The 15,858-nt window shown below is 72.2% G+C and carries 14 protein-coding genes; 9 read left to right on the top strand and 5 right to left on the bottom strand.

What is annotated here, in order from left to right; all coding sequences use genetic code 11:
* The first annotated feature begins 117 nt into the window (after positions 1-117).
* Genes AB4Z14_RS03385 through AB4Z14_RS03365 form a run of 5 tightly spaced genes read left to right on the top strand, consistent with a single transcriptional unit; the run spans position 118 to position 5,657 of the window.
* Entirely contained in the window at positions 118-1,086 is a 969-nt protein-coding gene (locus AB4Z14_RS03385; protein ID WP_442273933.1) for an FAD binding domain-containing protein, read from the top strand.
* Positions 1,083-1,637 carry a (2Fe-2S)-binding protein gene (locus AB4Z14_RS03380; RefSeq protein ID WP_442273932.1) on the top strand — a complete coding sequence of 185 codons (555 nt, stop codon included), beginning with the start codon at positions 1,083-1,085 and terminating at the stop codon, positions 1,635-1,637. The genes AB4Z14_RS03385 and AB4Z14_RS03380 overlap by 4 nt, the downstream gene beginning before the upstream one ends.
* Positions 1,634-4,075, top strand: a complete 2,442-nt coding sequence (gene cutA / locus AB4Z14_RS03375; protein ID WP_442273931.1) for an aerobic carbon-monoxide dehydrogenase large subunit — start codon at positions 1,634-1,636, stop codon at positions 4,073-4,075. The genes AB4Z14_RS03380 and cutA overlap by 4 nt, the downstream gene beginning before the upstream one ends.
* Positions 4,072-4,731: an SRPBCC family protein gene (locus AB4Z14_RS03370; protein WP_442273930.1), complete on the top strand. Its 660-nt coding sequence runs from the start codon at positions 4,072-4,074 to the stop codon at positions 4,729-4,731. Before cutA ends, AB4Z14_RS03370 begins: the two co-directional genes overlap by 4 nt.
* A 2-nt stretch (positions 4,732-4,733) precedes the next feature.
* Entirely contained in the window at positions 4,734-5,657 is a 924-nt protein-coding gene (locus AB4Z14_RS03365; protein WP_442273929.1) for a carbon-nitrogen hydrolase family protein, read from the top strand.
* 102 nt (positions 5,658-5,759) lie between these two features.
* On the opposite strand, the gene AB4Z14_RS03360 is transcribed toward AB4Z14_RS03365, so the two are convergent.
* The 4 genes from AB4Z14_RS03360 to AB4Z14_RS03345 form a co-directional block, all read right to left on the bottom strand.
* A complete protein-coding gene (locus AB4Z14_RS03360) occupies positions 5,760-6,317 on the bottom strand; it encodes an RDD family protein (protein WP_082619924.1) in 558 nt (185 codons plus the stop codon).
* A 13-nt stretch (positions 6,318-6,330) separates the two neighbouring features.
* A complete protein-coding gene (locus AB4Z14_RS03355) occupies positions 6,331-7,350 on the bottom strand; it encodes a hypothetical protein (protein WP_442273928.1) in 1,020 nt (339 codons plus the stop codon).
* 157 nt (positions 7,351-7,507) lie between these two features.
* On the bottom strand, positions 7,508-8,698 hold the full coding sequence (locus AB4Z14_RS03350) for an RNA polymerase sigma factor (protein WP_442274021.1): 1,191 nt from the start codon (positions 8,696-8,698) through the stop codon (positions 7,508-7,510).
* 26 nt (positions 8,699-8,724) lie between these two features.
* Complete coding sequence (locus tag AB4Z14_RS03345) at positions 8,725-9,165, bottom strand: YciI family protein (protein WP_442273927.1); 441 nt, start codon at positions 9,163-9,165, stop codon at positions 8,725-8,727.
* Positions 9,166-9,352: 187 nt separating this feature from the next.
* Between AB4Z14_RS03345 and AB4Z14_RS03340 the strand changes: the two genes are divergently transcribed.
* Genes AB4Z14_RS03340 through AB4Z14_RS03330 form a run of 3 tightly spaced genes read left to right on the top strand, consistent with a single transcriptional unit; the run spans position 9,353 to position 14,371 of the window.
* A complete protein-coding gene (locus AB4Z14_RS03340; RefSeq protein WP_442273926.1) occupies positions 9,353-11,500 on the top strand; it encodes a hydantoinase/oxoprolinase family protein in 2,148 nt (715 codons plus the stop codon).
* Position 11,501: 1 nt separating this feature from the next.
* Positions 11,502-13,532, top strand: a complete 2,031-nt coding sequence (locus AB4Z14_RS03335) for a hydantoinase B/oxoprolinase family protein (RefSeq protein ID WP_442273925.1) — start codon at positions 11,502-11,504, stop codon at positions 13,530-13,532.
* 2 nt (positions 13,533-13,534) lie between these two features.
* Positions 13,535-14,371 (top strand): SDR family oxidoreductase, encoded by an 837-nt coding sequence (locus AB4Z14_RS03330; RefSeq protein ID WP_442273924.1) that lies wholly within the window; start codon positions 13,535-13,537, stop codon positions 14,369-14,371.
* A 23-nt stretch (positions 14,372-14,394) separates the two neighbouring features.
* Here the strand turns inward: AB4Z14_RS03330 and AB4Z14_RS03325 are convergent, their stop codons facing one another.
* Positions 14,395-14,640 carry a hypothetical protein gene (locus AB4Z14_RS03325; protein WP_056778362.1) on the bottom strand — a complete coding sequence of 82 codons (246 nt, stop codon included), beginning with the start codon at positions 14,638-14,640 and terminating at the stop codon, positions 14,395-14,397.
* Between the two features lie 266 nt (positions 14,641-14,906).
* Between AB4Z14_RS03325 and AB4Z14_RS03320 the strand changes: the two genes are divergently transcribed.
* Positions 14,907-15,854 carry a carbamate kinase gene (locus AB4Z14_RS03320; protein WP_442273923.1) on the top strand — a complete coding sequence of 316 codons (948 nt, stop codon included), beginning with the start codon at positions 14,907-14,909 and terminating at the stop codon, positions 15,852-15,854.
* Positions 15,855-15,858: the final 4 nt, after the last annotated feature.

Genomic DNA, 15,858 nt, shown 5'->3' with positions numbered 1-15,858 from the left:
CCGATCTCGGATCGGGGGCCCACGGCCCGTTCAGGGCAGAAGTTGCCAAAAGCCCACGAGCAGCGATGCACAACCATCACTAGTCCCCACCGGGGGTCGGAAGGCAGGATCAGTTCGGTGAAGCCCGCCCCCTTCGAGCACCACGCACCGCTCACCGTCGAGCAGGCCGTCTCCGTCCTCACCGAGGTCGGGCACGACGGCAAGGTCCTCGCGGGCGGCCAGAGTCTCATCCCCATCCTCAACATGCGCCTGGCCTCGCCGGCGCACCTCGTCGACATCAACCGCGTCGCCGGCCTCGACACGGTCGAGGTGACACCCGAGGCCGTACGCGTCGGCGCCCTCGTGCGCCACGCCGGGCTCGAGCGCTCCGCGGAGGCGTATGCCGCCCTCCCCCTCCTGCGCCTGGCGCTCGTCAACGTCGCCCACCCGGCCATCCGCAACCGCGGCACGACGGTCGGCTCCATCGCCCACGCCGACGCGGCCGGTGAGATGCCCGCGATCCTGGCCCTGACCGACGGGGTCGTCGAGGTGGCGGGCCCGTCCGGCTCGCGCGAGGTCGCGTGGTCCGACTTCTTCCTCGGCGCCCTCGAGACGTCGCTCGCGGCCGAGGAACTCGCCGTCGCGGTGCGCTTCGGCCGCTTCCCGACCGGCACCGGCACGGCCTTCACCGAGGCGGCCCGACGTCACGGCGACTACGCGATGGCCGGCGTCGGGGTGGCCCTGACGGTCGCCGACGGCGTCGTCTCCGGCGCCCGCGCCTCGTTCGTGTCCGTCACCGACGTGCCCTCGGTCCTCGACCTCGGACCGGCCCTCGACGGGGTCGAGCCGGGCTCGGGCGCGTGGGACGCGGCGCTCGACACCGCCGCCGAGGCGGTGCGCGGACACGTCGACCCGGAGGGCGACATCCACGCGAGCGCCGACTACCGCCGCATGCTCGTCACCGAGCTGACCCGCCGGGTACTCCCCCAGGCCGCCGACCGCGCCCGACGCCCCGCACCGAACGCTGCGTTCGGTCGCGAAAGCGCTGTTAGACCACTGAGTTCGCGACCGAACGCTGCGTTCGGTGAGGAAAGGGGAGGACGATGACCGACCTCGGACCCGAAGTTGCCGGCATCACGGAGCGGCTCCACGACGTCACGGTCTCCGTGAACGGCGTGCGCCACTCCGCCGCCGTGCCCGCTCGCCGGCTGCTCTCGGACTTCCTGCGCCACGACCTCGAGCTGACCGGCACCCACGTCGGCTGCGAGCACGGCGTCTGCGGCGCCTGCACCGTCCTCGTCGACGGCCAGCCGATGCGCTCGTGCCTCATGTTCGCCGTCACGGCGCAGGACCACGCGATCACCACCGTCGAGGGGCTCTGCTCGGCGCCCGACGCGCGCGTCGCCCCGACCGGCGAGTCGATGAACCCGGTCCAGCAGGCCTTCGCCGAGTGCCACGGGCTCCAGTGCGGCTTCTGCACCCCGGGCTTCCTCACGACCGTCACGGCCTACCTCGAGGAGAACCCCTCACCGACGAGCGAGCAAGCACGAGAAGCCATCTCGGGCAACCTCTGCCGCTGCACCGGCTACCAGAATATCGTCAAGAGCGTCCTGCGCGCCGCCGAGATCAAGGCCGAGCGGGCGGAGGAGCTGGCGTGACGACCCAGATGTTCGGCGCGCCGATCAGGCGCAAGGAGGACCCGCGCCTCGTCACCGGCGGCGGCCGCTACCTCGACGACCTCGGGCACGACGCCCTCGCCGCCGCCTTTGTCCGCAGCCCGCACGCCCACGCCCGCATCGTCGACATCGACGCCTCCGAGGCGATCGAGGTCGAGGGCGTCGTCGGCATCTACGTCCACGAGGACCTCCCGGGCCGGGTCGGCGAGCCGCTGCCCCTGCTCATCCCGCACCCGACGCTGACCCACGGCCGCACCGGCTACGCCCTGGCCAAGGACGAGGTCAACCACGTCGGCGAGCCGATCGTCATGGTGGTCGCCACCGACCGCTACGTCGCCGAGGACGCCTGCCAGCGCATCCGCGTCACCTACGACCAGCTGCCCGTCGTCGTCGGCATCGAGGCCGCCCGCTCCGGCGAGCTGCTCGTGCACGACGACGTGCCCGACAACGTCGCGGCCCACATGCTCCAGGAGGTCGGCGACGTCGACGCCGCGATGGCCGCCGCCCCGCACACCCTGACGCTCGACCTCGACATCGAGCGCAGCGCGTGCATGCCCATGGAGGGCAAGGGCGTCTACGCCCGCTGGGACCGCGACCGCGGCGAGCTGCGGATGTACTCCTCGACCCAGACCTCGACCGGCGTGCGCGCCGCTGTCGCCGCCAAGCTCGACCTGCCGCTCGCGAAGGTCGAGTGCATCGCCCCCGACGTCGGCGGCGGCTTCGGCGTCAAGATCGTCCACCCGTGGCCCGAGGAGGTCCTCGTCCCGTGGGCCGCGATCCTCCTCGGTCGCCCGGTCAAGTGGGCCGAGGACCGGCGCGAGCACTTCATCAGCGCGGCGCACGAGCGCGGCCAGCTCCAGCGGGTCACCGTCGGGTTCGACGACGAGGGCCACCTGCTCGCCCTCGACGTCAAGCTGTGGCACGACAACGGCGCCTACACGCCCTACGGGATCATCGTCCCGATCATCACCTCGACCCAGCTCCTCGGCCCGTACAAGCCGGGGACCTACCGCTGCGAGTTCTGGTCGCTCTACACGAACACCGTTCTCGTGACGCCCTACCGGGGCGCCGGACGGCCGCAGGGGTGCTTCGCCATGGAGCGCACGATGGACGCCATCGCCGACGAGCTCGGCCTCGACCGCGCCGAGGTGCGCTCGCGCAACTTCATCCTCCCGGCCGAGATGCCGTGGGACCACGGCCTGCTCTTCCAGGACGGACGCCCGCTCAAGTACGACTCGGGCGACTTCCCGGCGAGCCTCGCCAAGCTCAAGGACCTCGTCGGCTGGGACGACTTCGCCGACTACCGCCGCGAGGCCGAGGCCGAGGGCCGCAAGGTCGGGCTCGGCATCGGCTGCTACGTCGAGGGCACCGGCGTCGGTCCCTACGAGGGCGGCCACATCCAGATCGAGACGAGCGGCCGCGTCAACGTCTCGACGGGCCTGACGTCGCAGGGCCAGGGGCACGAGACCGTCTTCGCCCAGATCGTCGCCCAGGAGCTCGGCGTGCGCATGGAGGACGTCTACGTCACCACCGGCGACACCCGCAAGATGGCGTATGCCGTGGGCACCTTCGCGTCGCGCGCCGCGGTCATGAGCGGCAGCGCCATCGCCCTCGCCGCCCGCAACGTGCGGGCCAAGGCGCTGCGCATCGCCGCAGACGCCCTCGAGGTGTCGCCCGAGGACCTCGAGATCGTCGAGGGCACGGTGCGGGTCAAGGGTGCTCCGGCGACGTCGATGAGCCTCGGCACGGTGTCGGTGCTCTCCAACCCGCTTCGCTACGCGTTCGACGAGGCGGCCAAGGCCGCGACGCAGTTCGCCGGCACCTTCGACCCCGACAAGCCCCCCGTGGCCGACGACGAGGAGCCGGGCCTCGAGGGCAGGGACTTCTACTCCCCCACCCAGGCGACCTTCGCCAACGGCATGCACGCGGCGATCGTCGAGACCGACCCCGTCACGGCCGAGATCAAGATCCTGCGCTACTGCGTCATCCACGACTGCGGCACGATGATCAACCCGATGATCGTCGAGGGCCAGGTCCACGGTGGCGTCGCCCAGGGTGTCGGCGGCGCGCTCTACGAGCGGATGGCCTACGACGAGTCGGGGCAGCTGCTCAACGCGAGCTTCATGGACTTCCTCATGCCCTACGCGTCCGAGGTGCCGACCATCGAGGCCGACCACCTCGAGACCCCGTCGCCGCTGAACCCCTTGGGCATCAAGGGCGCCGGCGAGGCGGGCTGCATCCCCGTGTCCGCCGTCATCGCGTCGGCCATCGAGGACGCCGAGGGCTTCCCGATCACCCGGATGCCGATCTCGCCCTACGACCTCTGGGAGCTGCGCCGCCGCCACGCGGACGGCGAGATCCCGTCCCTGCACCGCACGACCCGCACGACGCACCCGTCATCGAAGGAGCCGACCGCATGAAGATCACCGGATCCGCCACCCTCGCGGCCGACCCGCAGCAGGTGTGGGACGCCTTCCACGACCCGGCCGTGCTCGCGCGCTGCCTGCCGGGCTGCGAGCGCCTCACCGAGCTCGGCCCCGACCACTACGCCATGACCGTGACGGCGGGTGTCGCCGCCATCAAGGGCACCTACGACGGCGAGGTGTCACTGCGCGACCCGCAGCACCCCGGATCCTTCACCATGAAGGCCTCGGGTGCGGGCGCGCCCGGCACCGTCGACGCCGACGTCGTCGTGCGGCTCGCACCGTCGAGCGCCGGTGGCACCGACCTGACCTACGACGCGGACGCGTCCGTGGGAGGCGTCATCGGCGGCGTCGGCCAGCGCATGCTCGCCGGCGTCACGAAGAAGATGGCGGGACAGTTCTTCTCGGCCGTCGACGCCGACATCTCGGGCGTCCGCCCCGCCACCCCGAGCGCCCCCGCGGCCCTCACGCCGACCGCGGCACCCGGCATACCTGCTGGCGCTGCGGCGCCCGGCACCCCGGTGTCGTATGCCGGTCGGCCGGCTCCCACGGGGTCGTTCGCCGGGCGCGAGTACGCCCTCGGCGTCGTCACCGGCGGGGCCGTCGCTCTCGTCGGTGTCCTCGTCGGCTGGGCGATCGGTCGGAGGAGCTGACGATGCGTGCCTTCACCGCCGCGGCCGTCCAGGTCGCCCCCGTCCCGGCCCCCCTCAGCGCCGAGACCATCCGGGCCAACGTCGACACGTGCGTCGACATGACGCGGCAGTGTGTCGCAGCCACCGGGGCCGAGCTCGTCGTGCTCCCCGAGACCGCGACCACGGGCTTCACCCCGGGCTGCTCCAAGGAGGAGCTCTGGGACCTCGTCACCGAGCTGCCCGGACCGATGGTCGAGCCGATCCAGGCCGTGGCCCGTGAGCTCGGCGTGCACGTCTGCGTCGGCACCTACGGGCGCGGGCCCGAGCGTGGCGTCGTCTACAACTCCTCGGTGCTCGTCGGCCCCTCGGGTGAGGTGCTCGGGATCTACCGCAAGACGCACCCGTTCTGCTCCGAGATCGTCAGCGGCGGCGGCTGGGTCACCCCGGGCGACACCGTGACGGTGTGCGACACCGAGCTCGGTCGCATCGGGATGATCATCTGCTTCGACGGCGACTACCCCGAGCTCTCGCGCATCCAGGCGGTCCAGGGTGCCGAGGTGATCTGCCGGCCGTCGGCGCTGCTGCGCTCCGCCGACATCTGGGACCTCACGTCGCGCGCGCGGGCCTACGACAACCACGTCTACGTCATCGGGGCCAACGCCGTCGGTGCCGACCCCGCGGGTGTGCTCTACTTCGGCAACTCGCACATCGTGACGCCGATCGGCCACGTCGTCGCCAAGGCTGCGACGCACCCGGGCTGGGTCTCGGCCCGGCTCGACCCGGCCGACGCGCTCTCGTCGCTGACCCCCGGGTCCAACGTCGGGCAGGCGTTCGACCACCTGCGCGACCGCAACCTCGACCTCATCCGCAACCACCGGGCCGAGCTCGAGGGCGTCGCCGAGACGTCGTTCCCGCACGCCCCGATCCACCGCGGCGAGGCCGGCTGACCTCCGGCGGCGCCCCGACGCCGATCCGACGCCGATCCGCCGCCGATCCGGCGCCGACCCGGCGGCGACGAACCGACGACCGTTGGTACGCGCCGTCGGGGCTCAGTCCTCCGGGGGCAGCACGATCGCCCGTGGGGTCGACGTGGGCTCGTGACCCCGGCCTGCGTTGGACGTCCAGTCGTAGACGACGGACGTGCGCAGCAGGATGTCCGGTAGCGACCGGTTCTCGCGGCTGACGACGACCCAGAAGAGGACGATCGGGAACATGACGCACGCCGCGGCACGCAGGAAGGCCCGCGCGAGACCGATCGTGCGCCCGCCGTCGTCGACGACCCGAAGGCCGAGCAGGCGGTTGCCGAAGGTGCGGCCCGTCGTGGCCCACGCGACGGTGAGGTATGCCGTGAGCAGCCCGAGCACGAGCAGGAGCAGTCGCAGGCCGCCGGGGTCGGGGAAGTGGAAGGACTGCGGACCGAGCAGGAAGATCGTGCCCGCCCACGCGGCATACATGAGGGCGACGCCGAGGAGGGCGACGACGAGGTCGACGGCTCCGGCGGCCACCCGAGTGACGATGCCGGCGCGGTGCCCCTGGACCGAACGGGCCGGGCCGGGCAGGACGATCCGGGACACCGGGTCCCGGCCGGGGCGCGACGGTGACGTCATGACGCCGCGCCGCTCATCCGGCTGACCCGGGGATCACGGGTCGGGTGGTGATCTCGGTGGCAGGGAGGCCCGGACCCGGCGCCCTCGGCCTGCGCCGGAGCATGCGGTCGACGACGTGCGCGACGCGTTCGTCGGCCCCGACGCCCTGCCAGCGCACCTCGCGCATCCCCTCTGAGGCCATGGCCCCGGACGAGCTCTGGATGATGCCGGGGAGGTCGATCTCCTCGACGACGTACTCGGCGAGGCCGATGAGATCGAGTCTGCCCACGACGGCGTCGAGGTCCAGCCGCTGCGCGACGGCGTTGACGTCGACCCGGTCCAGGATCGCGTCGAGGTCGATGCGCGCGGCGATGGCGTCGATGTCGACCCGGCCGACGATCGCGTCGATGTCCACACCCGAGACGGCACGGTCGAGGTCCACCCGGGCGACGATCCCGTCGATGTCGAGCCGCTCGATGACCGCCCCGATGTCGACCCTGGACACCGCCCGGTCGAGGTCCACCCGGGCGACGATCCCGTCGATGTCGAGCCGCTCGACGATGGCGTCGACGTCGACCCGGGAGACGATGGCGTCGATGTCGACCCGCGAGACGATCGCGTCGATGTCGACCCGAGAGACGGCACGGTCGAGGTCCACGGTGCTCACGACCGCGTCGAGGTCGACGTGGTCGACGACGATGTCGGTGAGGTCCACGACGTCGAGCACGGCCTCAACGACGGCCGCGGCCACCCGTTGGGCCGTCACCTCGACGCGTCGACCCAGCTCGCCCCGTCGCGAGTGCCCACGACGGAGCAGCTCCTGCGACCAGTCCGCGCGCCGAAGCTTGGAGTCCAGGTCGCTCAGGGCCGCGGTCAGCGGAGCCTTGACGACGGCCGTGACCAGCGTCGGTGGCCGGATCGCCTCGACGACGCGGCCGACGGTCTCGACCCCGACCGCGGCCAGACCGAGCACCAGCTCGGCGAGGTCCGAGGCCGTCAGCGGCTCATAGCGCACGACGGTCTCGTCCGTCCCGCCTGCCGTGGTCTCGTCCATGCCTCGTCCTCACGCCTCGGTGCGCCGTGACCCGCGCGGCCGGCGCCGTTGACTCGTTCCGTCGACTCGTTCCGTGTCCAGCATGCGTCCGACTGCCCGCCGCCGGCATCACCCCCGACGAGTGACGGCCCGCCGACCCGGTCCCAGCCGCGGTGGCTCAGGGCTGGGGCGAGCGCAGTCGAGCGGCTCGGGCGGCGAGGTGCTGACGCTCCGCCTCGTTCGTCGCGGTCGCCGCCGCGCGGTCGAGCAGGTCGGCAGCCGGGCCCGCGTCGCCCGCCATCTCGAGCAGCTGCCCGCGCACCGCGAGCCAGCGGTGCGTCGTGCCGAGCCTGTCCTCGACCTCGTCGACGACGGCGAGGGCAGCCTCCGGGCCCTGCGCCATGGCCACCGCCACGGCCCGGTTGAGCGTGACCACCGGGTTGCCGGTGACCTGCTCGAGCAGCCCGTAGAGCGAGAGGATCTCGTCCCAGTCGGTGTCCGCGGCGGTTGGCGCCCGGTCGTGGACCGCGGCGATGGCGGCCTGCAGCTGGTACTCCCCCACGGCCCCGAGCGCCATGGCCCGGCCGAGCAGGTCGAGCCCCTCGGCCACGAGCGAGACGTCCCACCTCGAGCGGTCCTGGTCGGGCAACGGCACGAGCGCTCCCGCGGCGTCGCTGCGCGCCGGGGTGCGCGCCTCGAGCAGCAGCATGAGCGACAGCAGACCCAGGGCCTCGGGGTGGTCGGGAGACCCGTCGACGAGCATCCGCGTCAGGCGGATCGCCTCGCGGGACAGCGAGGTCCGCTGCACCCTGTCGCCGTGGGTGCTCGCATAGCCCTCGTTGAAGACGAGGTAGAGGACGTGGAGCACGGAGCGGACACGCTCCTCGCGGTCAGCACCGGACGGCATACGAAAGCCTGCGCCGGAGGCGCGGACCGTGGCCTTGGCGCGGCTGATCCGCTGCGCCATCGTCGCCTCCGGCACGAGGAAGGCCTTGGCGATCTCGGCGGTCGTCAGGCCGCCGACGGCGCGCAGCGTCAGCGCGATCGCCGAGGCCGGGGTCAGCGACGGGTGGCAGCAGAGGAAGAGGACCGTGAGGCTGTCGTCGTGGTCGACGGGGTCGTGTGCCGGGACCTCCCAGGCGATGACGCGCGCCTCGCGCTCGCGCCGGGCCGCGTCACTGCGCCACAGGTCGACGAGCCGCCGCGAGGCGGTCGTGACGAGCCAGGCACGCGGCTCGTCCGGAAGCCCGTCGACGGGCCAGCGCCGGGCTGCGACGAGCAAGGCCTCCTGGACGGCGTCCTCGGCGGAGTCGAAGTCGCCGAACCGGCGGCTGACGATGCCGACGACCTGCGGCGCGAGCGCGCGCAGCAGGTCGTCGACGGCGGGTGCAGAGGTCAGCGGGTGCCGCCCGCGGTGCGCAGGAAGGCGTCCATCTCGTGGGTGTTCGCGGGCGCCTCCTCCATGACCTGGCGCACGTGGATCGGCTGCCGGGTGGGCACGCCGCCGCGCCCCGGCACCGCCGACATGAGCGACGCGATCTCGAGGGCGCGCTCCTCCGAGTCGACCTCGACGACCTGGAAGCCGGCGAGCCACTCCTTGAACTCCTGGAACGGTCCGTCGGTGACGACCGGCGCCGCACCGTCGGACCGGACGATCTTGGCGAGGTCAGGGCCTGTGAGGATCGTCGACGAGACGAGCTCGCCGTTGGCCTCGAGCTCGCCGACGAGCCTCTCGTAGTAGTCGAGGTGGGCCTGGACCTCCGCCGGGGTCCAGTCGGACATCGGGGCCGGGTCGTCGCCGGCCTGGAAGTCCACGCCGATGAGGTACTTCGCCATGTCTCACTCGCTCCTTCGTCGGGTCGTGCCAGCGTGGCACGCTCACCCCGGGGACGGAGCGGACGGCTCGTCCTCGACATCGACGCGGCCGTCAGGTCGGTTCTGGCGAGGGTTGGCGCGGAACCGGGCAGGTGTTGGCAGCATGTGCCAACGCCCCGGGAGGCGTCCCGCCGGTTGAATCCTCACCATGACAGCAGGCACCTCCGCACGCCGCCGGATCCGCATCGGCATCGACACCGGTGGCACGTTCACCGACGTCGTCGCGCTCGACGAGGACTCGGGCGAGCTCGTCACGACGAAGACGCCCTCGACGCCGAGCAACCCTGCCGACGGCTTCCTCGCCGGCGTCCGCAAGGTCCTCGACCTCATGGACGCGAGCGGTGACGACATCAGCGCCGTCTCGCACGGCACGACCGTCGCGACGAACAAGCTCCTCGAGGGCAAGGTCGAGGCGCTCGGCTTCATCACGACGGAGGGCTACGAGTTCATCCTCGAGATCGCCCGCCAGGCGGTCCCCGACGGCTACGGCAACTCCTACTTCTGGGTCAAGCCGCCCCGCATCGTGCCGGCCGACTACGTCAAGACGGTCGGGGGCCGCTTCGACTTCGAGGGCAACGAGATCCGCCCGTTCGACGAGGAGCGCGCCGTCACGGTCGCCCGCTGGTTCAAGGAGCGCGGCATCACGACGATCGGCGTGTGCTTCCTGCACTCCTACGCCGACGACAGCCACGAGCTCGCGATGCGTGAGGTGCTCCGTCGCGAGCACCCGGACGCCGTCGTGTCGATCAGCTCGGAGGTGCTGCGCGAGTACCGCGAGTACGAGCGGTCGATGACGACCCTCGTCGACGCCGCGGTCAAGCCCAACGTGTCCCGCTACGTCGCGAACATCCACCACCGGCTCGACGAGTTCGTCGGCAGCACCGAGAAGCTGCCCTTCTACATCATGAAGTCCAACGGCGGCGTGCTCTCGGCCGACGAGGTCGTGCACCAGCCGATCACGACGGTCCTCTCGGGTCCGGCCGCCGGGGCGCTCGGCGCCGGCCTCATCGCCGGCCGGGCCGGCTTCGACAAGGTCCTCACGTGCGACGGCGGTGGCACCTCGACCGACGTGTCCGTCGTCCTCGCGGGCGAGCCGACCCTGACGACCGAGGGCACGGTCGGCGCCTACCCGAGCAAGATCCCGATGATCGACGTCGTCACCGTCGGGGCGGGTGGTGGCTCCATCGCGTGGATCTCCCCCGAGGGCTCGCTCAAGGTCGGCCCGCAGTCCGCGGGCGCCGACCCCGGCCCCCTCTGCTACGCCAAGGGCGGCACCGAGCCGACGATCACCGACGCCCACGTGACGCTCGGACGCATCCCCCCGCACCTGCTCGGCGGCGAGATCCCCCTCGACGTCGAGGCGGCCCGCACCGGCGTGGCCGCACTCGCGGACCGCCTGGGCCTCGACTTCGAGCGCTGCGCGACCGGCATCCTCGAGATCTCCGCGTGGAACCAGGCCAACGCGCTGCGCCAGGTGTCGGTCAAGCGCGGTCTCGACGTGCGCGACTTCATGCTCGCGACGTTCGGTGGCTCGGGATCGCTGCTCGCCTGCCGCCTCGTCGACATCCTCGGCCTCGCCGGCGTCGTCGTCCCGCAGAACCCCGGCAACGTCTCCGCCTTCGGCCTGCTCACCGTCGACGTCAAGAACGACTACGTCCAGACGTCCGTCGCGCGTCACCACGCGCTCGACCACGCCGCCGTGCAGAAGACGTTCGACGACCTCACTGCGAAGGCCGCGAGCGCCCTCGACGGCGAGGGCTTCGCGCGCGAGAGCCACCGCTACACGCGCACCGTCGACCTGCGCTACTTCGGCCAGGCCTACGAGGTCCGTGTCGCCGCGCCCGAGGGAGACGTCGACGAGGCGTATGCCGCGGGCGTCGCCTCGCGCTTCCACGACGAGCACCGCGCGCTCTACGGCTACGACTTCCGGGGCGACCCGACTCAGCAGGTCGAGTGGGTCAACCTCCGCGTCACGGGTGTCGGCCCGATCACGCGCCCGGAGCTGCGTGACCTCGCGCCGTCGGAGGGCGCGGCCGACGTCCGCGAGCGGGCCCACCGCAGCGTGCGCCCGGTCTGCTTCGACGCCGACGCCGGCTACGTCGACACGGACGTCTGGTGGCGACCCGACCTGCTCGCCGGCGACACGGTCGAGGGCCCCGCGGTCATCGAGGAGTTCGGATCGACGGTCCCGGTGCACCCCGGCTTCGTCGTCCGTGTCGACACGCTCGGCAACCTCGTCATCACCCGGTCCACCGCCGCACCGACAACCTCCTCGACGACCACCCCGGAGGCCTGACATGTGCTTCTCCTGCCAGACCGCGGCCACCCGGCTCGCCCCCGTCGACGCCGCCACGGGGTCGCAGCACCCTGACGCCTCGGCCGCCCACGACGGCGCGGCGGTGAACCCTGCGGGGCTCCCCACGGCATACGAGCACGGCAACCGCCTGACCTCCGAGGGCACGACCGTCGACCCGATCCTCGTCGAGATCGTCGAGGGCACGCTCGCGAGCGTCGAGATGGAGGTCGAGACGGCCATCGCCCGCACGTCACGCTCCCCCATGATCCGCGACGCCCACGACTTCCGCGCCGGCATCCACGACCGCCAGCTGCGCAAGCTGACGGGTCGCTCGTACAGCGCGCTCGTGCACCCCATCGCGCGCGACTTCCCGCTCGACGAGATGAGCGAGGGCGATGTCTTCTTCCACAACGACGTCTACGAGTCGGAGGGCGGCATCGGCCACCTCCCGGACCTCTGCGTCACCGTGCCGGTCTTCTCCGGCGGAGAGGTCGTCGCGTTCGTCCAGGCGTTCGGCCACCACGACGACATCGGTGGCGCCGTCCCCGGCTCGATGCCGAGCAACGCACAGACGGTCTTCGAGGAGGGCCTCTCCGTCCCGCCGATCAAGCTGTGGGACAAGGGAGTTCCGAACCAGGCTGCGCTGCGCATCATGACGCGCAACAGCCGTATGCCCGACAGCCTCGCTGCGGACCTCGACGCCGAGTGCTCGGCCTGCCTCATGGGAGCCCGTCGCCTCGGCGAGCTCTTCGAGCGCTACGGCCGGGACACGATCGAGGCCGCCTTCGACGCGATCCTCGACAAGACGACCGAGACCTACCGCCGCGAGATCCTCAGCAAGATCCCCGACGGCACGTACGTCTGGGAGGACTACGCCGAGCACGACGGGGTCGACGAGCCGAAGCTGCACACGCAGCGGATCACCCTGACCAAGCAGTCGACCGGCGGCCCCGGTCCCGGTGACGGCGGCCCCAAGCTGATCATCGACTTCACCGGCACGGCACCGCAGGCCAAGGGCCCGATCAACCACTGCGGCGACTACGTCGGCGGCAACTTCCTCAAGAAGTGGCTCGCGCCCATCCTGCGCAACCTCGCCGACACCCCCGAGCGGATGGCCGAGCTCGACGTCAACGAGGGCATCGTGCCGCTCATCGAGATGAAGTTCCCCGAGAAGGGCACGCTCCTCACGCCGATCTACCCCGCGCCGACGAACGCCCGCACCTTCGTCATCCTGCGCCTGCTCGGCGTCCTCGCCGGCGTCGTCGCCAAGGCCGTCGACGGCAAGATGCCGGCCGACCAGGAGACGATCCGCTACACCGGCGTCTACGGCAAGGACCGCGACGGCAACGACTACCTCATGCGTGAGGTGCTCGGCGGCGGCTCCGGTGGGCGCTACTACGCCGACGGCGAGGACACGATCCACGTCGTGCCCGACAGCCGCAACCTGCCGACCGAGTTCACCGAGAGCCGGTTCCCGTTCATCGTCGAGCGGCTCGGCCTCGCCGTCGACTCCGGCGGCGCCGGGCGGCACCGCGGTGGCCTCGGCTACGAGAAGCACATCCGGATGCTCAAGGACGCCCACTTCATGTCGATCGCCGACCGGTCGATCCTCGCCTGCTGGGGCGTCAAGGGCGGCAAGGCCGGTCGTCCCTTCGAGGTCACCGTCGACGTGGGCGGTCCGGAGGAGCGCACCGTCGACGCCCTCGCCGACGCCGAGGTCGTCAAGGCCGGCCAGGTCATCCGCATCCGCACCACGGGTGGCGGCGGCTGGGGCGACCCGCTCGACCGGCCCTACGCCGAGGTCGAGCGCGACCTGCGCTGGGGCAAGGTCTCCTTCGAGGGCGCGCGCCGCGACTACGGCGTCGTCGCCACCGGCGACCTCGACGAGCCCGTCATCGACGCCGACGCCTCGGATGCCTTGCGCGAGCAGCTGCGCGGCGACCGTGCGGCCGAGCAGCCCTTCTTCGACCGCGGCCCCGGCTACGCGACGCTCGCCGCGGGACAGACTGCGGCGGATGTCGACTGGGTCTGACCGTGACGACGGTCCTCGTGATCGGCGCGGCCGGCAAGACCGGCCGCGCCGTCACGCGCTCCCTCACGTCACACGGCGTCACCGTGCGCGCTGCCGTGCGATCGCCGGAACGGGCCGAGACAGCGTATGCCGCTGGGGCCCGGTCGATCTCGGTCGTTGACCTCGACTCCGGGCTCGGTCTCGACGACGCCGTCGACGGGGTCGACGGGGTCTATCACCTGGCGCCCAACGTCCACCCCGACGAGGTCGCCATCGCCGACCGCGTCGCCGGTGCTGCCGTGCGGGCCGGCGTGGCCCGATTCGTCTTCCACTCGGTGCTGCACCCGCACGACCCGTCGATGCCGCACCATCTGCGCAAGGCGGAGGCCGAGAAGGTCGTGCGCACCCACCTGCCGGGGGCCACGGTGCTCCGCCCGGCGGCATACCACCAGAACCTCCTCGACGCCGCCCACGCGGGCCGGCTCGCGGTCCCCTACTCGCTCGAGACCCCGTTCACGAACGTCGACCTCGACGACGTGGCCGAGGTCGCTGCGACGGTGCTGACCCGCCCCGGGCACGAGGGCGTCACCTACGACCTCGCGGGGCCCGAGGTGCTCTCGGTGCGCGAGCAGGCGCACGTCGCCGCCGACGTGCTCGGGCACCCCGTCGAGGTCGTCCGCGTCGAGGTCGCGGAGTGGGTCGCCGGACCCGGCGCCTCGCTCGCGCCCCAGGCGCGCGACGACCTGCTGGCGATGTTCGCCTCCTACGACCGCGGCGGTCTCGTGGGCGAGGCCGCCGCCCTGCGCCGGCTGCTCGGCCGCGAGCCGCGCTCGTGGGCCGACGTCCTCACGCACACCTGAGCGGCCGCCAGACCGTCCGCGGCTCAGTCGATGTCGCGTTCCTCGATCGTCTGTCGCACGGTGTTGGTCGGGGTCGTCGCGCCGCTCGGGCGCTCCTCGCGGGTGATGATGCGCTTGCGGCGGGTGCCCTTGCTCCCGTGCCAGATGAGCGCCGCGCCCGCGATCATGAGGATGACGCCGACGATGGGCAGGCTGATGACGGACGTGTTGGCCCGCACCGCGAAGGTCAGGATGGCCCCCACGACGGCGAGCAGGACTCCGACTCCCACGGTCCCCCACCTCTCGGTTCGGTCGGTGGCGCCCCGGACGGCGCCCCCTCGGACATTATGTTCCTCGTACCCGCCCGACCGGTATGCCGGGCGTGGTTCGTGACGGCGCCCACCCGCCGGCTCGGCACGCTCGCGCGCGGCACGGTCGCGCGCCGCACCCGACGGCATACATCTGCCAATGTCGGGGGTCGCGTTGGGCAGGAGGTGACAACGCGCCCGCTCGTCCGCGCTCCCTAGGCTCACGCCATGACGACCGAGGACGCGCCGTGAGGGTGCTCGTGGCGCTGGGCGGCAACGCCATGACCGGGCCCGACGGCAGCGCGGCTCCCCAGGCCCAGCGCGAGGCCATCGCCACCGCGAGCCACCACCTCGCCGAGCTCGTCGCCGCCGGGCACGAGGTCGTCATCACCCACGGCAACGGACCCCAGGTCGGCAACCTTCTCGTCAAGAACGAGCTCGCCGCGAGCGTCGTGCCGCCGGTGCCGCTCGACTGGTGCGGCGCGCAGACCCAGGGAACCATCGGCTTCACGCTGCTCGACACCCTCGAGGCCGCCTTCGCCGTCCGTGGCGTCGAGCGTCACGTCGCCGCGATCATCACCCGCACGCTCGTCGACGCCGACGACCGCGGCTTCACACACCCGACGAAGCCGATCGGGCGTTACCTGCCGCGCGACCAGGCGCAGACGCTCATCGACCACGGCGAGCGCTGGGAGGACCGCGGCGAGAAGGGCTGGCGCCGCGTCGTCGCCTCGCCCGAGCCCGTCGAGGTCCTCGAGACGCACACGCTCCACACGCTCCTCGCCGCCGGCTACGTCGTCGTCACGGCCGGCGGCGGGGGCATCCCCGTCGTCCGCGCCGCCGACGGCAGCGTGCACGGTGTCGAGGCGGTCATCGACAAGGACCTCACGGCAGCGCTGCTCGCGCGCGCCGTCGACGCCGACGTCCTCGTCATCGCCACCGACGTCGCACACGCCGTCGCCGGCTGGGGCACCCCCGAGGCCCACGACATCGGCCGGGTCACGCTCGACGGCATGGAGGCGTATGCCGCCGCCGGCCACTTCGCGTCCGGCTCGATGGGCCCGAAGGTCGAGGCCGCCCTGCGCTTCGTCCGGGCGGGCGGCTCGCGCTCGATCATCACGGCCCTCGACCAGCTCGCGCCGGCCATCGACGGCCACGTCGGAACCGTCATCGAAAACCCTGAAAGAGAAAGGTGATTCA

This window comes from Terrabacter sp. 2TAF16, from assembly GCF_052115065.1.
Classification (GTDB): Bacteria; Actinomycetota; Actinomycetes; order Actinomycetales; family Dermatophilaceae; genus Terrabacter.
Note: the sequence above shows the minus strand (reverse complement) of the source record. Positions and strands in the feature narration are given on the sequence as shown.